18 protein-coding genes are annotated in these 22,264 nt (G+C 63.7%); 7 read left to right on the top strand and 11 right to left on the bottom strand.

The annotated features are described in order from the left end of the window. Positions 1–128: 128 nt before the first annotated feature. On the bottom strand, positions 129–677 hold the full coding sequence (locus tag JAO85_RS17745; RefSeq protein WP_052263569.1) for a cytochrome b: 549 nt from the start codon (positions 675–677) through the stop codon (positions 129–131). 522 nt (positions 678–1,199) lie between these two features. Here JAO85_RS17745 and JAO85_RS17740 point away from each other — a divergent pair. From JAO85_RS17740 to JAO85_RS17730, 3 genes are read left to right on the top strand one after another with little or no spacing between them, the layout of a single operon-like run. After that, entirely contained in the window at positions 1,200–4,007 is a 2,808-nt protein-coding gene (locus JAO85_RS17740) for a molybdopterin cofactor-binding domain-containing protein (RefSeq protein ID WP_202788655.1), read from the top strand. After that, positions 4,007–4,576, top strand: coding sequence for a (2Fe-2S)-binding protein (locus JAO85_RS17735; protein ID WP_003069132.1), 570 nt, complete (start codon positions 4,007–4,009; stop codon positions 4,574–4,576). Before JAO85_RS17740 ends, JAO85_RS17735 begins: the two co-directional genes overlap by 1 nt. Then, the gene (locus JAO85_RS17730) at positions 4,569–5,855 is read left to right on the top strand and encodes a cytochrome c (protein WP_202788654.1); all 1,287 of its coding nucleotides are present in this window, start codon (positions 4,569–4,571) and stop codon (positions 5,853–5,855) included. The genes JAO85_RS17735 and JAO85_RS17730 overlap by 8 nt, the downstream gene beginning before the upstream one ends. Before the next feature lie 164 nt (positions 5,856–6,019). Here JAO85_RS17730 and JAO85_RS17725 read toward each other — a convergent pair whose 3' ends face one another. From JAO85_RS17725 to hemC, 4 genes are read right to left on the bottom strand one after another with little or no spacing between them, the layout of a single operon-like run. Further along, positions 6,020–7,330, bottom strand: a complete 1,311-nt coding sequence (locus tag JAO85_RS17725) for a heme biosynthesis protein HemY (protein ID WP_039049098.1) — start codon at positions 7,328–7,330, stop codon at positions 6,020–6,022. Between the two features lie 17 nt (positions 7,331–7,347). Then, a complete protein-coding gene (locus tag JAO85_RS17720) occupies positions 7,348–8,463 on the bottom strand; it encodes a uroporphyrinogen-III C-methyltransferase (protein WP_202788653.1) in 1,116 nt (371 codons plus the stop codon). Beyond that, on the bottom strand, positions 8,460–9,305 hold the full coding sequence (locus tag JAO85_RS17715) for a uroporphyrinogen-III synthase (protein WP_087863637.1): 846 nt from the start codon (positions 9,303–9,305) through the stop codon (positions 8,460–8,462). The genes JAO85_RS17720 and JAO85_RS17715 overlap by 4 nt, the downstream gene beginning before the upstream one ends. 13 nt (positions 9,306–9,318) lie before the next feature. Then, positions 9,319–10,263: a hydroxymethylbilane synthase gene (hemC, locus tag JAO85_RS17710; protein WP_202788652.1), complete on the bottom strand. Its 945-nt coding sequence runs from the start codon at positions 10,261–10,263 to the stop codon at positions 9,319–9,321. A 78-nt stretch (positions 10,264–10,341) separates the two neighbouring features. Here hemC and ppc point away from each other — a divergent pair, with 78 nt between their 5' ends. After that, a complete protein-coding gene (gene ppc, locus JAO85_RS17705; RefSeq protein ID WP_012839366.1) occupies positions 10,342–13,191 on the top strand; it encodes a phosphoenolpyruvate carboxylase in 2,850 nt (949 codons plus the stop codon). Between the two features lie 442 nt (positions 13,192–13,633). Here the strand turns inward: ppc and flhC are convergent, their stop codons facing one another. The 6 genes from flhC to JAO85_RS17675 all read right to left on the bottom strand — a co-directional run bounded on the left by flhC (position 13,634) and on the right by JAO85_RS17675 (position 18,840). Beyond that, a complete protein-coding gene (gene flhC, locus JAO85_RS17700; RefSeq protein ID WP_003052834.1) occupies positions 13,634–14,185 on the bottom strand; it encodes a flagellar transcriptional regulator FlhC in 552 nt (183 codons plus the stop codon). Positions 14,186–14,223: 38 nt separating this feature from the next. After that, positions 14,224–14,550 carry a flagellar transcriptional regulator FlhD gene (flhD, locus tag JAO85_RS17695; protein WP_003069145.1) on the bottom strand — a complete coding sequence of 109 codons (327 nt, stop codon included), beginning with the start codon at positions 14,548–14,550 and terminating at the stop codon, positions 14,224–14,226. Positions 14,551–15,164: 614 nt separating this feature from the next. Then, positions 15,165–16,076, bottom strand: coding sequence for a sulfurtransferase (locus JAO85_RS17690; protein ID WP_041744625.1), 912 nt, complete (start codon positions 16,074–16,076; stop codon positions 15,165–15,167). 207 nt (positions 16,077–16,283) lie between these two features. Continuing rightward, positions 16,284–17,198 carry a DMT family transporter gene (locus JAO85_RS17685; RefSeq protein ID WP_202788651.1) on the bottom strand — a complete coding sequence of 305 codons (915 nt, stop codon included), beginning with the start codon at positions 17,196–17,198 and terminating at the stop codon, positions 16,284–16,286. Between the two features lie 83 nt (positions 17,199–17,281). Next, positions 17,282–18,421: an aromatic ring-hydroxylating dioxygenase subunit alpha gene (locus JAO85_RS17680; protein WP_034409502.1), complete on the bottom strand. Its 1,140-nt coding sequence runs from the start codon at positions 18,419–18,421 to the stop codon at positions 17,282–17,284. 188 nt (positions 18,422–18,609) lie between these two features. Next, positions 18,610–18,840: a hypothetical protein gene (locus tag JAO85_RS17675; RefSeq protein ID WP_100086428.1), complete on the bottom strand. Its 231-nt coding sequence runs from the start codon at positions 18,838–18,840 to the stop codon at positions 18,610–18,612. A 14-nt stretch (positions 18,841–18,854) separates the two neighbouring features. Between JAO85_RS17675 and xseB the strand changes: the two genes are divergently transcribed. The 3 genes from xseB (at position 18,855) to dxs (ending at position 22,008) form a co-directional block, all read left to right on the top strand. Continuing rightward, the gene (gene xseB, locus JAO85_RS17670; RefSeq protein ID WP_003069159.1) at positions 18,855–19,094 is read left to right on the top strand and encodes an exodeoxyribonuclease VII small subunit; all 240 of its coding nucleotides are present in this window, start codon (positions 18,855–18,857) and stop codon (positions 19,092–19,094) included. 38 nt (positions 19,095–19,132) lie between these two features. Next, the gene (locus tag JAO85_RS17665; protein WP_051517745.1) at positions 19,133–20,074 is read left to right on the top strand and encodes a polyprenyl synthetase family protein; all 942 of its coding nucleotides are present in this window, start codon (positions 19,133–19,135) and stop codon (positions 20,072–20,074) included. A 65-nt stretch (positions 20,075–20,139) separates the two neighbouring features. Further along, the gene (gene dxs, locus JAO85_RS17660; protein ID WP_012839361.1) at positions 20,140–22,008 is read left to right on the top strand and encodes a 1-deoxy-D-xylulose-5-phosphate synthase; all 1,869 of its coding nucleotides are present in this window, start codon (positions 20,140–20,142) and stop codon (positions 22,006–22,008) included. The last annotated feature ends 256 nt before the right edge of the window (positions 22,009–22,264 follow it).

The raw sequence follows: 22,264 nt of genomic DNA, 5'->3' as shown, positions 1-22,264 counted from the left end.
TACAAAAAACTCAAAAGCCGGTACGGCTTGAAGGAGCGAGACAGCAAGCAAGCGCCGCCGCGCAGCAAAGCTGTTGTCCCCCAGGGGGGAAGCGGCGGGGCCGCCCCGGCAACGCCGCTCAGGGGGGACTATTGGCCCGGAACCATGCGTGACAGCAGTCCGTCGCGGTCAATGACCTGATGCTTGATGACGGCAGCGATATGCATCACCACCAGGGCTGCCAGCGCATAGGCCAGATAGCCATGCCAGGGCTTGAGCGCTTCGGCCAGCTCGGGGCTCTTGCTCACCAGGTCAGGCAGGGGCAATTGTCCGAACAGCACGATGGGAAATCCTGCTGCCGAGCTGTACATCCAGCCCACCAGCGGGATGGCAAAGAACAGCGCATACATCAGGTGATGCACGCCATGGTGGGCCATGCGCTGCCAGCCCGGCATGGTGCGGGTGACGGCTTCGGGTAGCTCCGGTGGTCGGTGGGTGATGCGCCAGACCAGGCGCAGCACGGACAGGATCAGAATCGTCATGCCGGCCCATTTGTGCCAGTTGAAGTACTTGAGGCGTGTGGGCGAGAAAGGCAGGCCTGTCATATAGAGGCCAAAGGCGAAGATGCCGATCAGTGCCAAGGCCAGAACCCAGTGCAGGGCGATGGCGGTACCGGTGTAGCGGGAGCTTGAGTTCATGGAAACTGCAATCAGAAAGTGCGGGTCGCGGGCGCTGGGGACCCGCTGAAATTGATATGCAGTGTATGAAGCGGCGAATGCAAAAAGGTTCAGCAGGATTGAGGGCTCGATTCAAAAAAGCTGAATGTCCGAACCAAAAAGCGCTGGCTTCAGCAAGGTCGTCGAACATTCGATGCACAGCGAAGTGGGCGCATGCCGTTTTGCATGGCAAGCACTAATAAAGGAAGTTGGTATTGATGAGTGTCAATTTTCCGAGTATTTAACTTGTGAATTTGGGTGGCGAAAAATCATCCAGGCCGCTGTTTCTATACTCCGCGCCTCTTAGTCTTTTCAAAGACCAAAGCGTGGCGGACGGCCAAGGCTGGCGATATGTGGGTAGAAATGCCGACAACAACTGCAGCCGTTATCACCTGCTTTTTGACTCTCGGACGCATACAACGTTCGGGAATACATAGTCATCTAGCGATGTGCCCACGCCAGTCCTTGCTGTTGCTGTGCGCATTGCAGCAAGGAGTTGGAACCGTGTCCAAACTGGACTTGAATCGGCGCAGTTTTCTGAAGGCTGCCGCTGCCATGGGCGTGATTGCGAGTGTGCGCCCGGTCAAAGACGCACTTGCGGAATTGATAACGCCCGCCAGCGGTCAGGAGACCCACTGGATCAATGGCAACACGCTCAACTACCGCCGCGACGGCATGGCCAAGGTCACCGGGCAGAAGGTCTTTGCCATCGACCTGCGCGCCAGGGACATGCAGGGCTGGCCTGCGCAGCAGTCGCATGCGCTGACCATCCATATCCCGCGCGCCGACCGCATCTACGAAGGCCTGGATCTGTCGGTGCTGGGCAGCGACTACCAGCCTGATGTGCTGATCGACGCCGAGTCCATCGCCGCCGACGGCGTTGGAATGCCCGAGCCGGGCTTCTATGGCGAGTTCTTCGTCAAGAAGGGCCAGGTCTCTCCCATGCTGGGCCACCCCGTGGCCGTGGCCATCTGGCACGACTACGAGAAGTTCCGCGTGGCCAACCAGCGCCTGCGCTTCAATGACGCGATCTTCCGCTTCGGAGCCGAGGCTGCCCAGCCGCCACGCGCGCCCTATGTGGCCGCGCGCTACGTACGCGTGCAAGGCGAGGACGGCTATGGCGAGGACAGGTTCTCGCCCATGAAGAACACCGTCATCTGGCCTCAACTCGATGAAAAAGGGGTGCACTGGCCCGACAGCAGCCATCCCGCCTTTGGCGCGCTGATGGGCGAGTCGGCCCGCATCCAGGCCGAGATGAAGCAGCCCAGGGACGGTTTGCGCGCGTTTGCACGCAAGTACTACAGCCAGTCCATCGAGCATGTGGCCATGGAAATGGAAAACGGCCTGGCCTGGTATGAGCGCGATAGCGGTGCGCTGCACATGGTCGCCGCGAGCCAGGCGCCCTACGGAACGGCCGAGCATGTGATGCACATGCTCAAGGACAGCAAGCTGCCGCTGAACCAGCTCGACTACATCAGCTCCTACACCGTGGGCTACGGTCAGAAGGAGCACCATCCCTTCCCGTTCTACGTGGCACTGGCGTCGCTGTATGCCCAGGGCCGCCCGGTGCGGCTGGCGCTGGACCGCTGGAAGCACTTCCAGTTCGCACTCAAGCGCCATCCTTTCGACGTGGAGACAGCGATCTCGGTGGACAAGGACGGCAAGTTCCACGCGCTGACCTGCCACATGGTGGGCGACGGCGGCGGCGTGACCAACTTCAGCCCCTCGGTGGGCACGGTGGCAGTGACGGCGGCGCAATCCATTTACTATTTCCCCGAGAGCGACCTGTCGACCGAGGTGTACCCCTCCATCGGCGTCACGGCCGGCTCCATGCGCGGCTACGGCACGGTGCAGTCCATGGCCTATACCGAGATGCTGGTCGACGAGATCGCCCAGGAGATCGGCCTCGATGCCATCGAGCTGCGCCGGCGCAATGTGCTCAAGAGCAGCATGAAGAACACCCAGGGTGCCTCGCCCTCGGGTCATCTGCGTATCGGCGAGATCCTCGATATGGCCGCCAAGGACCCGATGTGGATCGAGCGCGCCAAGCGCAAGGCCGACTTCGAGGCGGCCAACCCCGGCCTGCGCTACGGCATAGGCTTCGGTGCCGTGCAAAAGGACTTCGGCACAGGGGCGGAAGCCTCGATCGCGCAGCTGGAGATCACGCCCGAGGGCCGCATCAAGATGCGCCACATCGCCACCGAGATCGGCACCGGCAGCACCACGGCGCAGCTGGTGGCGGTCGAGCCCTTCCTGGGGCGCCCGGCGGACGACGTGGACTTCGCGGTGAACCACTGGGACAACCTGCCGCTGCATACCAAGGACGAGCCTTACACCACGCCCCAGGCCAAGGAGGACGAGCTGGCGCGGGATCCGACCTGGACACCGCGCCTGGTGTCGCCGGTATCGGCATCGAACTCGGCCTACTACTTCCGCCACGCCACGCAACAGGCGGCGCAACTGCTGCTCAAGCTCTGCCTGTGGCCTGCTGCCCAGTCAATCTGGTCCGGCAAGGAGGGTGGGGGGCAGATGCTGCCCAGCACCGTCACCGAAGACATGCTGGAGTGGCGCGATCGCATGTTGGTGGCCGAGGGCCTGGAGCCGCTGAGCCTGGAGCGCCTGGCCGCCCGCGCACACGAGCTGGGCATCGTGACCGGCGTGTGCGTGCACGCCTTCAATCGCTGGGCCTGGGCCAAGGCCGACTTCACGGTCGAGGGCAGGAAGTTCCAGGCCATGATCGACGCCCTGTCCGTGCAGTACGGCAAGGGTGCGAGTGAGGCCAAGAAGGCTGCGATGAAATCCGGCGGCTATGCCTTCATCGCACGCGACAAAGTCTATTACCCGCCGGTGCAGCGCACCAATGCGGGCACGGTGTACTACGCGCCCTGCGCCACCATGGTGGAGCTGTCCGTGTCCCCGGGCACGGGCAAGGTGAACCTCCTCTCGCACAAGACCTGGCTGGAATGCGGCACGCAAATCGTGCCCGAGCTGGTCTCCGGCCAGATCCAGGGCGGAGTGGCCATGGGTATTGGTCATGCGCTGTACGAAGACCTGCCGCGCCATGAGACCGGCCCCGGCAACGGCCAGTGGAACCTGAACCGCTACCACGTGCCGCGCGCCAGCGAAGTGGCCGTGTGGAAGGCCGAGGGCGTGGTGCTGCCGCCGCTGTCGCGCACCGATCCGCCCAAGGGCATGGCCGAGGTGGTGATGATCCCGGTGGTCGCCGCCTGCGTCAACGCCATCGCCCATGCCACGGGCAAGCGCTTCCATGCGACCCCTGTGACCCCCGACAAAATCAAAGAGGCACTGTGATGCAGGACCGTATTCAATTCTCCGCCACCATCAATCGCAAACAGGTAGGCCCCGTCGACGTTCCCAAGGACTTGATGATGATCGAGTTCCTGCAGGAGTACGCGGGCATGAACGGCACGCGCCTGGGCTGCGGCCAGGGCGTGTGCCGCGCCTGCACCATCATCGTCGACGATCCGGAAAAAGGCTCGATCACCGTGCCCGCCTGTGTGACCGGCGTGACCTGGCTCAACGGCAAGACCATTCGTACCGTGGAAGGCATTGCCTCGGTGGACGACAAGGGTGTGGTCCATCCCTCGCCGGTGCAGAAGGCCTTTCTCGAGCACTACTCCTTCCAGTGCGGCTACTGCACGCCCGGTTTCGTGAACTCGGCCACCGTGCTGGTGGAAAAGCTACAGAAGCAGCCCGTGCCCGCCGATGAGGTGGAAAAAGCCATCGAGGAGCAACTGGAGCCCCATATCTGCCGTTGCACCGGCTATGTGCGCTACTACAACGCCGTACGCGACGTGATCCTGAAGACGCCGGGCCTGACCACGGGCAAGCGCAGCAAGGAGGTCGTGAACAATGGCTAAGACCTGGATCAAGGGCCTGGGCGCAGCCGCCGTGCTGGGTGTGCTCGTGGCCGGAGGCATGTATCTGTACGGCAGCGCAAGCGGCGACGTCCCGCCGGCCACGGTGGACTTTGCCAAGCTGGGCCCGCAGGAGTTCGATGCGCTCTACAAGCGCGGCGAGCAGGTGTTTCGCGGCGGTGACTGCGCGGCCTGTCACAGCTCGCCCGCCACGGGGGCGGAGCTGGCGGGCGGTGTGCCCATGGTCACCCCCATGGGCACGCTTTACGGTAGCAATATCTCGCCTTCCAAGGAGCACGGCATCGGCGACTGGACGGCCGACGATCTGTACCGCGCAGTGGCCGCCGGCATGGCGCCAGGCCGCAAGAACCTGTATCCGGCCATGCCCTATGCCAGCTACCACCAGATCACACGTGCCGATGTCGATGCGCTGTGGGTGTGGCTGATGAAGCAGCCGGCTGTGGAAGTCGCCAACAAGCCCAGCGAGATGAACTTCCCGTTCAGCATCCGTCCTGCCGTGGCCATGTGGAATGCGCTCCATCGCCCCGCAGCCAAGGAGTTCGACATGTCGGTGGACGAACTGGTGCGCGGCAAGTATCTGGTGGATGTGCTGGGTCACTGTGCCGAATGCCACAGCCCGCGCACCAAGGCCACCTTCGCCATGGATGGCTCGCGCTATCTCGAGGGCAATACCATCGAGGGTTCCTACGCTCCGGCGCTGACCCCCGATGCCCTGAGCGAGCGTGGCTGGACCAAGGACGATCTGGTCAGATTCTTCCGCACCGGCCTGTCGCCGCAAGGGGTGATGACTTTCCGCATGTCCTCAGTGCTCGAGCATTCCACCTCGCGCATGGCGGAGGCCGATGTGCGCGCCATGGCCGCCTATCTGACCCAGAACCGCGAGATGCCAGGGCCCAAGCTCAAGGCTGCCGAGGGGCAGACCAGCGTCAAGGGCGAAAACCTGTACCTTGGCCTGTGTGCAGGCTGCCACGGTGCGCAGGGCCAAGGCCAGCCGCATTCGTCGGTGCCCATGAGCACCAACACCACGGCCATGTTCCCCACGCCCATCAACCTGATTCGCGTGATCCGCGAAGGCGTGCATGAGCGTGACCTGGCCCATGGCGAACGCATGCAGACCATGCCTGGCTATGCCGACAAGCTCAGCAACGAGGAGATGGCCGACCTGGTCAGCTACATGCGTCAGACCTGGGGCGGCCGCCCTGGCGACGTGACCGCCGCGCAGGTGGCGGAGCATGTGAAGACCATAGAGCACAGCAAGTAAGTCCAGACCTGGCGTGAGGCCACGGTCGCTCGCGGCTTGCCGCGGCGGCCGTGGCCTTTTGCTTTGCGCTCGGCGAGAGTAGGGTAGTTGGCCGCACAGCGTCCGCGCAACTCAGTGCCGCAGCAGCGGCTTGCCTGTTGCTTGTGAGTCGTGTCGGAGCGCGCCTATTCGTCCTGCGCCGGATTGTCCGGCAGCACCACCATGGCCTGGGCTGCGAGCTTCCAGGCGATGGCCGAGGCCTCCATATCGCCACGGTGCTCGGCCATCAGCGCCAGGCGCTGCCAGGCGCGCGTGCGCAGCTGGGGGTCTTGCAGCAGCGGTGCGGCGCGGGTCAGCAGCTGCTGGGCCTTGCCCCATAGCTCGCGCTGCACGCAGGCCATGCCGGCCAGGTATTGCAGGCGCGATTCGCGCGGGTTGGCATTGGCTGCGGCTTCCATGCGAGCCAGCCAGGCTCCATCCAGCTTGCCCAGGCTTGACTGCAACACTTCCACCAGCTTGGGCAGATGGGTTTCCGTGCGTGGTCCGGGCTGAGTCAGCAAATGCTCCCACACGGGCAGCAGCCAGGCGCGTGCCTGCTGGGCTTCGCCACCCAGCTCGATCAGGCGTTCCGTGGCAGGGATGGCCACTTCGGGCATGGCACGCTCGTCTTCGTCCAGCGACAGCCAGAACTGCTGCAGCGACGAAGTGTCACGTGCGTCGCGAATGCTGGCAAGCAGCAGGCCGCGCACCACGCTGGCCGAGGCCGCGGGAGAGAAGGCGCGGTGCTTGGCCAGCAGACGGGCGGTGTCGAGCGCAGCCTGCGTGTCGCCGGACAGGCGTGCGGCCTTGAGCTTGATGCGCAGGGCAATCGTGCGGCGGCCTGCGCCCAGCGGCAACTCGCCCAGGCGGCGAATCGATTCGGCGGCATCGCGGTCGTCCAGTGCCCAGCGGGCCGCGCGCATCTGGGCGCCTTCGCGAATTTCCATGTCCTGGGTGTTGCCGGGGATGGGCAGCACGTCCAGAGCCTGTTGCCAGTGCTTGTCGCGCAAGGCGGCATCCTGCAGGGCGTGGGAGGCATCGGCGGCGATCAGATGGGCCGTTGCGCTCAGGCGTTCGCCATAAGGCAGGCCGGCCTTTGCTTCGCGCAGCGATTGCTCGGTGGACAAGGCGGCCAAAGCCGATTTGCGGGCGCGCAAAAAGCGGCCGGCCTGCAGATGCGAGAGCGCTTCGAGCAGGCTCTGGTTCATGCCGCGCTCTTTTTGCTGCATGCGCCAGCGGCGTGCCTGATGCGGCATCTGCAGCAGCACTGCCAGGGCACGCAGCGCGGCATAAAGCAGCACAAAAGCCAGAAAGAGCAGAACCAGGGCCAGGTTCAGCGACATGTCCACCCGGTAGGGCGACCAGAACCAGGTGACCGAGCTCTGGTTATTGCCGGCAAACAGTGCCATGGCCACGGCCACGGCAAACAGACCCATCAACCACAAGGCGGCGCGCATTTCTGTGTCCTCCTCGATTAGCGGCCGGCGGCCGCTGTGGTCAGAGCGTTCAGCGTGTCTTCAAGTTCCACGCGTCCGCCCGTATGCAGATTGGCCTGAATCTGCTGCAACTGCGCCTGGGCGATCTGGGTACGCCGCGAGCGTGCGTCAAAGTATTTGTTGAGCAAGGTGCCTGCAGCGCTCAGGTCGGCGCGCGCCGATTCCCACTGGCGCGACAGCAGGGCCAGGCGGGCATTGAGCAGTTGCAGCTTGAGGTTCTCGCGCAGGAAATAGCCTTGCTCGGGGGCCAGCAGGGCCACCTCGGGGTGATCGATGCGGCGCACGCGCACCAGATCGGCCGCACCATCCTTGAAGGAGTCCCAGACCCGCTGACCCTGGCCCTGCCACCAGGCCCATTGAGTGAGGGAGAGGCTGGCGTCCTCGGGAGTGTCATGAGCGGCCGCCGTCTTCCGGGGCTGAGCATCGCGCGCACGCGGGCGACCCACATCGTTGATGAGAGCCAGGTCGTCCACCTGACGGATCAGGTCCTCGATACGGCTGAGCACCCCCGTGGTGTCCGTCACGCTCATGCGCGAGAGCTTGTCCAGATCCAGATCAATGGCGCGCACGACGGGCGCCAGACGCGGCTGGGACGTGCTTTCCACGCGCTTTCTGGCTGATTTGAGGCTCGCCACCAATGGCTGCAGGCTGCCCGAGAGTTCCGCCTGTTGCTGGGCCATGCGTACCGAGGATTCGATATCGGCCACCAGGTTTTCATCGCGCGAGCGCGACATGCTTTGCATCAGTTCTTCAAGCTGGTTGCGCTGCAGGCTGAGTTCTGCCACACGCGCTTCCATCACGGAGACACGTGCTGCGCTGTCGCGAGCCAGATCCTGAGCATCCTTGGCCAGGGTGCGAGCCTCCACCGACTGCGCACCGGACTGCGCCGACTGGCGGGCCAGTTGCTCCTGCATATTGCCCACGCGCTGCCACAGCATGCCGCAGGCGACCAGGGCTGCGGCAGCCACCACTCCCAGCGTCAGCACCAGAGCCGTGGGGACACCACGCCCGGTCTGAGCGGGCGCGGAAGAGTCCTGGCTGGGGGGGGAGGCTGTGGGTTGCTTGTCGGAGGTGGGGATGGCATCGGAGCTCATAGAGCCGATTCTATAGACGCAACCACATCGTCCAGACTTGGGCGACTGTGCAAAACCCGACCGAAACCTGCTGAAAGTGCTTTGCTGGCAATGCGTTCATGGGTGGTGAGCGCTAACCCCAAGTGCCATTGCTGCTGGGGCAGCAGCTGTTGCAGGTTGGCAACAGCTTCCGAGCTGCTGAACAGCCACAGGCTGCCGTCGCTGACGGCTTGCCGGGCCAGGTCCAGCTGTTGCGCCGTCCATACGGGAAGCTGGCGCTCATACACGGCCAGCAGTTCCACCTCGGCTCCGGCTTCGCGCAGCCGGGCTGCCAGCCAGTCACGGCCTGCGCCTTGTGTGGACGGGATTGGCATTCCGGCATTGTCGGCGACGGGGGCGGTCGCAGGGCTGGTGCCGCGCACGATCAGCACGCGGTCGCCAGGGCGAACCTGGCCGTGGACGTTCTGCCAAAGCGCTTCGGACTCGAACTGAGTCGCGTCAGGCGAAGGGCCGTCGATCTGTAGAGAGGCCAGTCCTGCTTCGAGCAGGGCGCGCTCTGTGCCCGGCCCGGGGGTCCACGCCCTGGTATCCGGCGCTAGCAACGCTTCAGCATCGAACGCTGGAGTTTGACCCCGGGCAAAAAAATACTGCACCGCATTGCCGCTGACAAACATCACGGCCCGGTAGTGACCGGGCTTCAGCGCCAACTGGCGCGCCCTCAGCAGAGCCTGGTGTGCAGCCGGGTCTGTGCAGGGCCCTATGCCTATCAGCGGCAAGGCCTCGGCCTGCAGGCCGCGGGCGCGAAACGCATCGACCCAGGGTTTCGCATCATGCAAGGGGCGGGTGACCAGAACGCGGCGCATGGGCAGGCGCGGCTCAGTCCTGCTTGGGCGCCGCAGGCACGGCACCCGCAGCTTGCAACTGCGCGGCCAGTTGCTCGCCCAGAGCGTTGGCGCTGGCAAAGTCCGTCACGTTGGCGCTGGCCTGCACGCGCACCAGGCCCTTGCTGCCCTCCATATCGCCCCAGGCTGCATCCATGTGCAGGGTGTCGCCTTCAAAGCGGCCGTAGGCGGCCAGCGGCATGGAGCAGCTGCCGCCCATGCAGCGGCTGACGGCTCGCTCGGCAGTCACGGTCAGCCAGGTGGGCATATGGGCCAGCGGAGCCAGAGCGTCGATGATGTCCTGGCGATCCGCGCGCACCTCGATGCCCAATGCGCCCTGACCGGCAGCAGGCAGCATCTGTGCCGGGTCGAACCTGGCGCGGATGCGCTCGCTCATTTCCAGGCGCATCAGGCCGGCGGCTGCCAGCACGATGGCGTCGTACTGACCTTCGTCGAGCTTGCGCAAGCGGGTGTTGACATTGCCGCGCAGGGCCTCGATCCTGAGATCGGGGCGCAGCGCCTGCAGCAGGGCCTGGCGTCGCAGGCTGGAGGTGCCGACAACAGCACCCTGGGGCAGCTCGTCCAGCGATGCATATCGGTTGGAGACAAAGGCGTCGCGCGGGTCTTCGCGCGTCATCACGCAGGCCAGCACAAAGCCCTCGGGCAGCTCCATGGGCACATCCTTCAGGGAATGCACGGCCAGATCGGCGCGGCCTTCCTCGAGAGCCACTTCGAGCTCCTTGACGAACAGGCCCTTGCCGCCCACCTTGGACAGGGCTCGGTCCAGAATCTGATCGCCCTTGGTCGTCATCCCCAGCAGATCGACGCTGTGGCCGCGGCCGCGCAAGATCGCCTGCACATGCTCGGCCTGCCACATGGCCAGCTGGCTCTCACGTGTGGCAATGACGATGGATGTGGGTGAGGATGCAGAAAATTTCATGACGGCGCGGTCTCAAGCGGGTAACGGGGAATGCTAGCATGGCAAGTTGCCCTACACCGTGCCCAAGGAGAATAGTTCATGCCTTCCGCCCGCCCCAAGAGCGCCGCACATACAGACAAACATGGCGACAAGCCGGTGCGCAAGACCGACAAGGATTTGCCGCTGATCGAGGACATACGGCTGCTGGGGCGCATTCTGGGCGATGTGATTCGCGAGCAGGAAGGCGGGCCGGCCTACGAGCTGGTCGAGCAGGTGCGCCAGCTATCGGTGGCTTTCAGGCGCGATGCCGACGAGGCGGCCGACAAGGCGCTCAAGAAGCTGCTCAAGGGACTGTCCAGCGATCAGACGGTGAGCGTGATTCGCGCCTTCACCTACTTCTCGCACCTGGCCAATCTGGCCGAGGACCGCCACCACATCCGCCGCCGCGCCGTGCACGAGCGCGCCGGCAACACGCAGGAAGGCAGCATCGAGGTGGCACTGGCGCGCCTGCGCTGGGCGGGCATCTCGACGGCCACCGTGGTCGATACGCTGGCCAAGAGTTTCATCTCGCCCGTGCTGACGGCCCACCCCACCGAGGTGCAGCGCCAGAGCATTCTGACGGCCGAGCGCCGCATCGCCCAGTTGCTGGCCGAGCGCGACGATATCCTGATGCGCGCCCAGCTCTACAACAGCGCCAAGGACGCGCTGACCCCGCGCGAGCTGACGCGGGTGGAGGCGCAGCTGCGAGCCTGCGTGGCCCAGCTGTGGCAGACGCGGCTGCTGCGTCATTCCAAGCTCACGGTGGCCGACGAGATCGAGAACGCCCTGTCCTATTACGAGGCGACGTTCCTGCAGGAGATCCCCAAGATCTACGAGCAGCTGGAGCAGGAGCTGGGCGAGAAGCTGCCCGAGCAGAGCTTTTTGCGCATGGGCCAATGGATTGGCGGTGATCGCGACGGCAACCCCTTTGTGACGGCCGAGAGTCTGGAGCTGGCCCTGTCGCGCCAGGCCGATGTGGCTCTGCGCCACTATCTGCGCGAGGTGCACTATCTGGGCGGCGAGCTGTCGCTGTCGGCCAATCTGGTGGACATCACGCCCGAGATGCAGGCACTGGCCGATGCTTCGCCCGACCACAATGTGCACCGCAGCGACGAGCCTTATCGCCGGGCGCTGACGGGCATTTATGCGCGGCTGGCCGCGACGCTCAAGCAGCTGACGGGCGGCGAGGCGGCACGCCATGCCGTGGCGCCCCAGAATGCCTATGCATCGGCCGACGCCTTTCTGGCCGATCTGCAGATCATCGACGACTCGCTGTCGCGCTATCACGGCGATGCCCTGGCGCCGCAGCGCCTGCGCCCGCTGATGCGCGCGGTGAGGGTCTTCGGCTTCTATCTGTCCACGGTGGACCTGCGCCAAAGCTCGGACAAGCATGAGGAAGTGGTGCGCGAGCTGCTCTCGGTCGCCAAGGTCGAGCTCGATTACAGCCTGCTCGAAGAAGACGCCAAATGCGCGCTGCTGGTGCGTCTGCTCGAAGACGCACGCCCCTTGCGCGTGATGGGCGGCGACTACGGCGACCACACGCGCAGCGAGCTGGCCATCTTCGAGACCGCCAAGCGCCTGCGCGAGCGCCTGGGCAGCGAGGCGATTCGCCATTGCATCATCAGCCACACCGAGACCGTCAGCGATCTGCTCGAGGTGCTGCTTTTGCAAAAGGAAGTGGGCCTGCTGCGCGGTACGCTGCAGGACGGTGCGCAATGTGATCTCATCGTGGTGCCGCTGTTCGAGACCATCGAGGACCTGCGCAATGCCGCGCCCATCATGCGCCGCTACTACCAGCTGCCCGGCATTGCCGAGCTGGTCCGAAAAAGCGGTGGCGAGCAGGACATCATGCTGGGCTACAGCGACAGCAACAAGGACGGCGGCATCTTCACCAGCAACTGGGAGCTGTACCGGGCCGAGATTGCGCTGGTCGATCTGTTTGATGATCTGGCCGATCACTACGGCATCCGGCTGCGCATGTTCCACGGCCGCGGCGGCACCGTGGGGCGTGGCGGCGGCCCCAGCTACCAGGCCATTCTGGCGCAGCCGCCAGGCACGGTGCGCGGTCAGATCCGCTTGACCGAGCAGGGCGAGGTCATCGCCTCCAAATACGCCAACCCCGAGATCGGACGCCGCAATCTGGAGACCCTGGTGGCCGCCACGCTGGAGGCCACGCTGCTGCAGCCGACCAAGCCGGCGACCAAGGCCTTTCTGGAGGCTGCGGCGTTTCTGTCCGAAGCCAGCATGGCGGCCTATCGCGCCCTGGTCTACGAGACTCCGGGCTTTACCAATTACTTCTTCAGCAGCACGCCGATTCGCGAGATCGCCGAACTCAATATCGGCTCGCGCCCCGCATCGCGCAAGGCGACCCAGGCCATCGAGGACCTGCGCGCCATTCCCTGGGGCTTCAGCTGGGGCCAGTGCCGCCTGACGCTGCCGGGCTGGTACGGCTTCGGCTCGGCGATCCAGGCCTTCATCCACCGCCCGGGCAAGGATGCCAAGGCACAGCTGGCGCTGCTGCAGAAGATGTACCGCCAGTGGCCGTTCTTCCGCACCCTGCTGTCGAACATGGACATGGTGCTGGCCAAGAGCGACCTGAATCTGGCCTCGCGCTACAGCGAGCTGGTGACCGACACGCGCTTGCGCCGCCGCATCTTCGGCGCGATCGAAGCCGAGTGGCAGAGCACGGTGGAAGCGCTCAACCAGATCACGGGCGACAAGCAGCGCCTGGAGCACAACTCCGCGTTGGCGCGTTCCATCCGCCACCGCTTCCCCTATATCGACCCGCTGAACCACCTGCAGGTGGAGCTGGTGCGTCGCTGGCGTGCGGGACAGACCGACGACAGGGTCAAGAACGGTATCCATCTGTCCATCAACGGCATTGCTGCCGGAGTGCGCAACACGGGTTGAGGTCGCTGATGGAAGCTCCTGAATTGGGAGCTTATGTCGCCAATGAATAAAGGGTTTGAAGCAGATAAATGCTTCAAACCCTTTGTTGTTTGGCGCTGTCAGCTATGGAAGTTGAAGAGTCCTGAAACAAGCGCGCTTGCACAGCGAGCCATCCAGCAAGCGCTGTCGTAGTTTCTCGGCCATCAAGGCCGGACACGCTGAAGCCGCCGCAGCAGATCACGGAAGATAGGCTGCATCTTTAGGAGCTGCATGCGCCAACGCATAAAGGGTTTGAGGCCAATAAATGCTTCAAACCCTTTGTTGTATGGCGCTATCAGCTATGAAAGTTGAGCTTTAAAACTGGCGTGCTCCAGGCCGGAGGCAGCGAGCAAGCGCCGCCGCGCAGCGAGGCTGCCGTCCCCCTCCCGAAGAGAGAGGGGGAAGCGCCGCAGCCGCTCAGGGGTTAGTGAAGCATCAAGGACCCGGCGGCCTTGCTCTTGCCGGCGCGTGCGGGAGGATTGCACAGGCCGCACTGGTAGTGGCGCGCATTCTCGTAAGGCTCGGTCACGAACTGGCCCTTGCAGACCGAGCACTGGGTGCGCGTCAGCATCTGCGCATCGACGAACTTCACCAGGCGCCAGGCGCGGGTAAAGGACAGCAGCACCTCGAGTTCGGCGGCCTGAATCTGTTCGGTATAGAGGCGGTAGGCCTTGGTCAGCTGCTCGGCCGAGTCCAGCTCCACGCCCTTGGACAGGTATTCGTAGATGTTGAGGAACAGCGAGCTGTGGATGTTTTCCTGCCAGGTCAGAAACCAGTCCGTGGAAAACGGCAACTGGCCCTTGGACGGAGACTTGCCCGAGATTTCCTTGTACAGCCGGATCAGGCGTTCATAAGACAGCGTGGTCTCGGATTCCAGCACCTGCATGCGGGCGCCCATCTCGATGAGCATGGCGGCGCGCTCGATTTGCTTGGATTCGTTCAGAACGCTTTTGGTGGCAGTCTTGGCGGCGGGCATCAATCTCTCCTTAAAACCAGGTAGTCGCTAGCGGGTGCTCAGAGCACTTCGGAGACACGGCTGGCCATCAGGATGTTGGCGTGCAGCGTATTGGTGGCGGCATTGCCGATCTTGTTGCTGCTGTGGTTGGTCAGCAGGCTCCAGACCATTTCGTCGTCGGCGCGGAAGCTGGCCAGCAAGGTGTTGCGCGATGCCAGCTTGAGCACCTGGGCCGAAGACAGCGAGCCCAGCAGGTCGCAGGACTCTTCGTTCAGACCCAGACGGAACACGGCCTCGGCCTTGTCCTGGCGGATCAGGGTCTGGGCCAGCATCAGATAGGTGAGGTTGGCTTCGCGGATCTCGGCAAGCAGTTGTTCGTTGTTCATGGGTCCAGTCCTTTCAATCTCGACAGACCGTCACGGCGCACACAAACAAGACGTTAAAAGTGTTTCGATCTGTTGAAATGAATTGTGTTTCAAGCCCTGATCGAACTGAAGTCGGGGAGCGTCGGTATCGCCGGTCTGGTTTCACAGGCAGGCATGTAGGATTTCCCTTACTGCCTTGCCGTCCTTCGGGATGACTCGGAGTGCCGGGTGGGGGCTGACATTGCGTCAGGCCGGATTCCGCTGGTGCATGTATTGTGAATCTGTCCGAAAGATGACAAACGAGCAAATAGGCGGCTTTTTATTCGGTATCTGATCGCCTATGAAAAAGGCCGCTGGGATTTCCTGTGATAGCGGCTCGAATCCGGGTTGCCAAGCTGCATCGACATGCGATTGCGGACATGGGCATCGGCCATTTCGCCAATGCCCGGAGCACCGAGAAGGAACGGGCTTGGTCTGGCCTGGCTTGGCGCTGATCAAGCGCGCCGCATCGCGCTTGCGCCTGTCCGCGGTGATCACGGGGCGCTCCGGCCGTGGCCCAGGGAGTGAACCCGGCAAGCGCGGGGGCGCGTACCTGTTCAAAGCCGGTGCCTGACGCGGCACCGACATGCTGAAGCTCAGCCCCGCTCGGCCGGCCGGGAAGGCTGGCTGCACCACTCGCTCCAGCTTCCGGCAAACAAGGCCGTTGGCGCAAGGCCGGCAATGCGCATGGCCAGCACATTGGGGGTGGCGCTGACGCCGCTGCCGCACTGGTGCACCACGCTGGCGGGATCGCGTCCGGCCAGCAACTGCTCGAACTCGGCCTTGAGCAGCGCTGCGGGCTTGAAGCGTCCATCGGCGGCGATATTGCTGCTGAACGGCCGATTCAGCGCGCCCGGGATATGGCCTGCCACGGGGTCCAGGGGCTCGACCTCGCCGCGGTAGCGGGCCGGGGCCCGGGCATCGATGAGGGTCTGGGTGGCCTGACCCAGGTCGGCCTCGACCTGATCTACGGTCTTGAGCGTTTCCAGCGGCTGGCCCAGTTCAAAGTTGGACTGGAAATGGCGGGGCTCTTCCCCGCTGCCCACCGCCTGGCCGGCTGCCTGCCAGGCCTGCAGTCCACCATCGAGCACCGCCACGGCATCGTGGCCGGCCCAGCGCAGCATCCACCACAGGCGACCGCAGTAATTGGCAGCGTTACGGTCATAGACCACGGCCTGCATATTGTTGGCAAAGCCTATGGACGACAGCCAGGCGGAAAAGCGCTCGCGCGTGGGCAGGGGGTGGCGGCCACCGGAGGCCGACTGCACGCTGGTGGCGACCTGGCCGTCTTCGCCGGGGGCTCCGTGCGGTGCGCTGAGGTCTTTGTCCAGATCGGCGAACAGGGCGCCATCGATATGGACCTGCAGATATTGCTCATGGCCGGCGGGCGGATTCATGAGGTCAAAGCTGCAGTCAAACACCATCAAGGGCTTGCCGCTGGCCTTGAGTCTGGCCAGCTCTTCGACGGAAATCAAGGTGTTGTAGTGCTCGGGCGTCGAGTGGTTCATGGCTTGCTGCTCCAAAGATTGAACGGCTGCAGACGGCATGGCGTGCAGTCTTGCGGCATGCAGAGCATTATGCGATCGGGCCGTAGCGCCCGAGCCCTGCCGGCTTCATTGTTTGGATATGGCAAGCCGTGCAGATCCGGCGTGGACTGCGCGGCAGGCAGGGGCTGCTGGTGTGCATGGCGAAGGCGCCAGGCACCGCTGGCATGGCTAGCCCCTGGAGCGCAAGGCGGTGGCCGCAGCTCCGCTGGCGACGATGAGCACAATGCCGACCCAGCCGATCAGAGGGATGCTTTCACCAAACAGCACCAGGCTGAGCAGGGCGGCAAACACAATGCCCGAGTACTGCAGATTGGCGACGACCAGGGTGTTGCTCTTGCTGCCGGCCGAGGCATAGGCCTTGGTCATGCAGACCTGGGCCACGGCGGCCAGCACGCCCACGGGCAGCAGCCACAGAGCGCTCCAACCGGGGAAGGGCGAGATGCCGGTGAACAGCATGGTGATGCCGCCGGCAATGGCCGAGCCCACCGAGAAATAGAACACCACGCGGGTTTCAGGCTCGCCCAGGCGCGACAGGGTGGTCACCTGCATATAGGCCATGGCCGCAAACATGCCGCCAAACAGGCCGCCAAGCGCCGCCACCCATTCGCTGGCCGGTGCGCTGCTCGGGCGCAGCACCAGCAGCACGCCGATAAAGCCCGCCACCACCGTGGACACCAGGCCCCAGGGGAAGGGCGGAATGGCGCGGCGGGTTTCGGGCTCGGCCGCGTAGGATTTGCGCAGCGTGTGGCGCATCCACAGGCCCTGGGCGATCAGAAACACCGCCATCCAGATGCTGCTCATGGAGTTGAGCGTGGTGGCCGTGGCCAGCGGCAGATGGCCGATGGCATAGAACCAGGCTCCCATGGAGATCACGCCGACAAAGCTGCGCCAGGCATGTTCGCGCGAGTACTGGGTGGTCAGCGTCACGCCGCTGCGCCTGGCCAGCCAGACCAGCAGCGCCATGCTGACCAGGCCGCGGTAGAAAACGATCTCCGCCGCATTGAAGTCCTGGGAGGCAAACTTCACACACACACTCATGACCGCAAAAATCAAGGCGGCCAACACCATCCACAGGGCTTGCATATCTCACTCAATTCAGCATAAAAAATAGCTGCTGTGCTTATGGGGTAAGCGATAGCAGCTATCAGTCTTGAGGCTTACCTCATTCAGCGTTGGGGGACGCTGTCGCCCATGATGCGGCGATACCACTCGTGGAAATGCTGCATGCCGTCTTCCATGGGGCTTTGATAGGGGCCGACCTCGTTGTCGCCGCGTTCATAAAGCGCCCTGCGGCCGCCGTCCATGCGCTCGGCGATCTCGTCGTCCTCGATGCAGGTTTCCATGTAGGCGGCCTTCTGGGCCTGGACGAACTCGGGCTCGAAGGCGGCGATTTCCTCGGGGTAGAAGAACTCCACCACATTCAGCGTCCGGTCCACGGCCAGCGGGTGCAGGGTCGAAACGGTCAGCACATGCGGATACCACTCCACCATGATGTGGGGGTAGTAGGTCAGCCAGATGGCGCCGCGATCGGGCAGCTCGCCGTTGCGGTAGGCCAGCAGCACCTCGTGCCACTTCTTGTAGATGTCCGAGCCCGGATTGCCGAAGCCCGGGGCCACGCCCACGGTCTGCACCGAGTACTCGCTGGCGAATTCCCACTTCAGATCGTCGCAGGTGACGAAGTTGCCCAGACCGGGGTGGAAGGGGCCGACGTGATAGTCCTCCAGATAGACCTCGATAAAGGTCTTCCAGTTGTAGTTGCACTCGTGCATCTCGACATGGTCGAGCACGAAGCCGTCGAACTGGAGCTGCTCGCGCAGCTTCATGCCGGCCAGATCGGCCTCGATGTCGCGGCCGTTGTCCTCGAACAGCAGTCCGTTCCACTCGCGCAGACGGTAGTTGTTGAGGTTCAGGCAGGGGTCGTGGCTGAAATGCGGGGCGCCCAGCAGCTCGCCGCTGGTACTGTAGGTCCAGCGGTGCAGCGGGCAGACGATGTTGCCTCCGGCATGGCCCTTGCCTTCGGACAGCAGATTGCCACGTCCCTTGAGCATCACGGCCTGGCGGTGGCGGCAGACGTTGGAGATCAGCTCGATCTCGCCTTTGGCATTGCGTACCAGCGCCCGCCCCTCTTTTTCCTGAGGCAGGGCGTAGTAGTCGCCTATCTCGGGAACGGCCAGCTGGTGGCCCACGTAGCGCGGGCCGCGCTTGAAAATCGTTTCCAACTCGCGCTGGAACAGCGCCTCGTCGAAATAACTTGAAACTGGTAGTTGGCTTGCGGCCTGCTGCAGTTGAAGACTTAAATCAGTCATGGATGACCTGACCTAAAGACTCCCCACAGGGAGGGTGCACGTGCGCACACGGTAAAAAACGAAACCGGCCTTGTCTGGACACGGGCCTCAGGCAATGGGCGGTGGCGCATGGCCAGCCGACTCGTTTGCCCGACCGGATGACCAGGCACGTGGCCGGCTTGACGGGAATGGGATTATAGGCTGTGGGGTTATTTCCGTTTTTCTGGTACGTGTATTGACGTTATTTCGACGCTGTAGCGATTGATCCTGTCAGCAAGCTGCCAGCCGTCCGCAAACCGTGGCAGGTCGTCAAAAGGGCCGGCGCGGACGGCATCGACCTGGCCGGAAGTCACAGCCAAGACATCTCCCGCCTGCCGGCTTTGCGGGCATTGCACGCCAATGGTGCAGGGACGCCTAAAATCGTCGTTTTCGTCCAACATAGCCCACACCATCCATGCCCAAGGCCGCTGCCGCCAAAAAATCCGAACAGCCTGTCAGCTATGAAGCTGCTTTGCAGGAGCTGGAACAACTGATTGCGCAGATCGAATCGGGTCAGCTTCCGCTGGAGCAGATGCTCAGCGGCTACCAGCGTGCGGCCGAGCTGCTGGGCTTTTGCCGCAGCCAGCTCGAAGCCGTGCAGGAGCAGGTCAAGGTACTGGACGAAGGCAAGCTGTCTGCCTGGACCCAGGACTGATCCCGGTGTCCGCGCTTTGTGCTCTGAAGATGCAGCCCATGAATGAATCAATGATTGCCGAACCATCGACGCCTTTGAACGAGGGCAAGCCTGCCCTGGATTTTTCCGTCTGGATGCAGGAGAGACTGGCGCGCACCGAAGATGCGCTGTCGCGCTGGGTGGGCATCAATGCACCTGCGGGCCTGGGCGAGGCCATGCGCTACGCCGTGCTCGATGGTGGCAAGCGCTTGCGACCGCTGCTGGTCTGGGCGGCCGCCGAGGCGGTGGGCGGTCTGGCTGCGGCCACGCTGCGCGCAGGTTGTGCCGTAGAACTGATTCACGCTTATTCCCTGGTGCACGACGACATGCCCTGCATGGACAATGACACCATGCGCCGTGGCAAGCCCACCGTGCATGTGCAGTTTGGCGAAGCCTCGGCCCTGCTGGCCGGCGATGCCCTGCAGGCTCTGGCGTTCGAGCTGTTGCTGCCTGAAGACGACGGCATTCCCTGCTCCATGCAGGCCAAGCTGTGCCGCCTGCTGGGCGCAGCGGCGGGCAGCCAGGGCATGGCCGGCGGCCAGGCCATCGACCTGGCCAGCGTGGGCAAGCACCTGAGCGAGGCGCAACTGCGCGAAATGCACCGCCTCAAGACCGGTGCGCTGCTGCTGGGCAGCGTGCTCATGGGGGCTGCCTGCAATGCACAGACCGATGCCCGGGCGCTGGCCGCGCTGACCGACTATGGCCAGGCATTGGGCGTGGCCTTCCAGGTGGTGGACGACATTCTGGATGTGGTGGCCGACTCCGCAACGCTGGGCAAGACGGCCGGCAAGGATGCGGCCAATGACAAGCCCACTTTCGTGTCGCTGCTGGGGCTGGAGGCTGCGAGAGCCCATGCCGAGCAGTTGCGCCAGCAGGCTCATGCCGCCTTGACGCGCAGCGGTCTGGCCGACACGCAGGCCTTGGGTGCACTGGCCGATATGGTTGTGCAGCGCACCCACTGAGATTTAATAGAGAAGCCCTGTAATCCAGTATTGGTAAACACTAGCAGCTATTAAAAATATAGAACATGTCCACGAATACCTTTTCCCTGCTGCACAACATCAACGATCCCGCAGATATGCGCGGTCTCTCGCGCTCCCAGCTCAAGAGCCTGGCCGCAGAGCTGCGCACCTATGTGATCGACAGCGTTTCCAGGACCGGCGGGCACCTCAGCTCCAATCTGGGGACGGTGGAGTTGACCGTGGCGCTGCACTCGGTGTTCAACACGCCCTATGACCGCATCGTCTGGGATGTGGGCCATCAGACTTATCCGCACAAGATATTGACCGGTCGCCGTGATCGCATGGGCACGCTGCGCCAGTTCGGCGGCCTGTCCGGCTTTCCCCAGCGGGCCGAGAGCGAATACGACACCTTTGGCACGGCGCACTCGTCCACCAGCATCTCTGCGGCGCTGGGCATGGCTTTGGCCGCCAAGCAAAAAGGCGAAGACCGGCGGGCCATTGCCGTGATCGGTGACGGCGCGATGACGGCTGGCATGGCTTTCGAAGCGCTGAACAACGGCGGCGTGCATGACGCCAACCTGCTGGTCATCCTCAATGACAACGATATGAGCATCAGCCCGCCCGTGGGCGCGCTCAATCGCTATCTGGCCCAGCTGATGAGCGGCCAGTTCTACGCCAAGGCCCGCGATGTGGGCAAGAGCGTCCTGAAGCAGGTGCCGCCCTTGCTGGAGCTGGCCAAGCGTCTGGAACAACAGGCCAAGGGCATGGTCGTGCCTGCCACCATGTTCGAGCAATTCGGTTTCAACTACATCGGTCCCATCGATGGCCATGATCTCGATTCGCTGATTCCCACGTTGGAGAACATCAAGGGTCTCAAGGGGCCTCAGTTCCTGCATGTGGTCACCAAGAAAGGCCAGGGCTACAAGCTGGCCGAGGCCGACCCCGTGGCCTATCACGGCCCCGGGAAATTCGACCCGGCGGTCGGTCTGGTCAAGCCAGCCACGCCTGCCAAGCAGACCTTCACCCAGGTGTTTGGTCACTGGCTCTGCGATATGGCTGCCAAGGACCAACGTCTGGTCGGCATCACACCCGCCATGCGTGAGGGCTCGGGCATGGTGGAGTTCCACAAGCGCTTTCCCGGCCGCTACTACGACGTGGGCATCGCCGAGCAGCATGCCGTCACTTTCGCCGGCGGTATGGCCTGCGAAGGCGTCAAGCCCGTGGTGGCCATCTATTCCACTTTCTTGCAGCGTGCCTACGACCAACTGATCCACGACGTTGCGCTGCAGAACCTGCCCGTGGTGTTTGCGCTGGACCGCGCCGGTCTGGTGGGCGCCGACGGTGCCACGCACGCCGGCGCTTACGACATCGCCTTTGTGCGCTGCATTCCCAATATGAGCATGGCCTGCCCGGCGGACGAACGCGAAACGCGCCAGTTGCTGACCACGGCCTATGAGCAGGATCACCCTGTCTGCGTGCGCTACCCGCGCGGCGCCGGTGTTGGCGTGACTCCGCTGGAAAGCCTGGAAGGCCTGCCCTTTGGCAAGGGCGAGATGCGCCGTGAATCAGCTTCCAAAAAGGTGGCGATTCTGGCCTTTGGCAGCTTGCTGTACCCTGCCTTGCAGGCAGCAGAAGCCTTGGATGCCAGTGTTGCCAATATGCGCTGGGCCAAGCCTCTCGATGAAGAGCTGTTGCTCCAGATCGCTGCAGATCATGAGCTCATCGTCACGCTGGAAGAAGGCTGCGTCATGGGCGGCGCTGGCAGTGCCGTCATGGAGAGCCTTGCCGCCCATGGCCTGAGCAAGAGCGTGCTGCAGCTGGGTCTGCCCGACGAATTCATCGAGCATGGCGACCCCGCCAAGCTGCTTGCGCTGCAGGGGCTGGATGCGGCAGGCATCGAGGCCTCCATCCGAAAGCGTCTGGCTGCGGGCTGATGCGATAGGGACATCGTTTACGCAAAACGAATTCAGGCAGATGCCCGCTCCAGGGAGGCAGGCCGTTGCTGCATCCTTGTTTGCGTAAGTCATGATGGACTGAAACCAGGCCCTTCATCGAAGGGCCTTTTTCTTTGCTTGCCGTCAAGAAAACTGACGGCAACCGCGAATCGCCACACGGCCGGCGTCTGCGTTCCTAGAATGCCTGTGGCTGCCGGCCTGCGATCAGGCTGCTGCAGCCGGCTTTGCAATGGAC

It is taken from the genome of Comamonas sp. NyZ500 (assembly GCF_016772095.1).
Lineage (GTDB): Bacteria > Pseudomonadota > Gammaproteobacteria > Burkholderiales > Burkholderiaceae_C > Comamonas > Comamonas thiooxydans.
This window is presented reverse-complemented; position numbering and strand designations above follow the sequence as displayed.

Excerpts from the sequence above, each read along its gene's own strand:
- JAO85_RS17745 (WP_052263569.1), bottom strand. The coding sequence starts at position 677 with ATGAACTCAAGCTCCCGCTACACCGGTACCGCCATCGCCCTGCACTGG.
- JAO85_RS17735 (WP_003069132.1), top strand. The coding sequence starts at position 4,007 with ATGCAGGACCGTATTCAATTCTCCGCCACCATCAATCGCAAACAGGTA.
- JAO85_RS17730 (WP_202788654.1), top strand. The coding sequence starts at position 4,569 with ATGGCTAAGACCTGGATCAAGGGCCTGGGCGCAGCCGCCGTGCTGGGT.
- JAO85_RS17725 (WP_039049098.1), bottom strand. The coding sequence starts at position 7,330 with ATGCGCGCCGCCTTGTGGTTGATGGGTCTGTTTGCCGTGGCCGTGGCC.
- JAO85_RS17720 (WP_202788653.1), bottom strand. The coding sequence starts at position 8,463 with ATGAGCTCCGATGCCATCCCCACCTCCGACAAGCAACCCACAGCCTCC.
- JAO85_RS17715 (WP_087863637.1), bottom strand. The coding sequence starts at position 9,305 with ATGCGCCGCGTTCTGGTCACCCGCCCCTTGCATGATGCGAAACCCTGG.
- hemC (WP_202788652.1), bottom strand. The coding sequence starts at position 10,263 with ATGAAATTTTCTGCATCCTCACCCACATCCATCGTCATTGCCACACGT.
- ppc (WP_012839366.1), top strand. The coding sequence starts at position 10,342 with ATGCCTTCCGCCCGCCCCAAGAGCGCCGCACATACAGACAAACATGGC.
- flhC (WP_003052834.1), bottom strand. The coding sequence starts at position 14,185 with ATGCCCGCCGCCAAGACTGCCACCAAAAGCGTTCTGAACGAATCCAAG.
- flhD (WP_003069145.1), bottom strand. The coding sequence starts at position 14,550 with ATGAACAACGAACAACTGCTTGCCGAGATCCGCGAAGCCAACCTCACC.
- JAO85_RS17690 (WP_041744625.1), bottom strand. The coding sequence starts at position 16,076 with ATGAACCACTCGACGCCCGAGCACTACAACACCTTGATTTCCGTCGAA.
- JAO85_RS17685 (WP_202788651.1), bottom strand. The coding sequence starts at position 17,198 with ATGCAAGCCCTGTGGATGGTGTTGGCCGCCTTGATTTTTGCGGTCATG.
- JAO85_RS17680 (WP_034409502.1), bottom strand. The coding sequence starts at position 18,421 with ATGACTGATTTAAGTCTTCAACTGCAGCAGGCCGCAAGCCAACTACCA.
- JAO85_RS17675 (WP_100086428.1), bottom strand. The coding sequence starts at position 18,840 with ATGTTGGACGAAAACGACGATTTTAGGCGTCCCTGCACCATTGGCGTG.
- xseB (WP_003069159.1), top strand. The coding sequence starts at position 18,855 with ATGCCCAAGGCCGCTGCCGCCAAAAAATCCGAACAGCCTGTCAGCTAT.
- JAO85_RS17665 (WP_051517745.1), top strand. The coding sequence starts at position 19,133 with ATGAATGAATCAATGATTGCCGAACCATCGACGCCTTTGAACGAGGGC.
- dxs (WP_012839361.1), top strand. The coding sequence starts at position 20,140 with ATGTCCACGAATACCTTTTCCCTGCTGCACAACATCAACGATCCCGCA.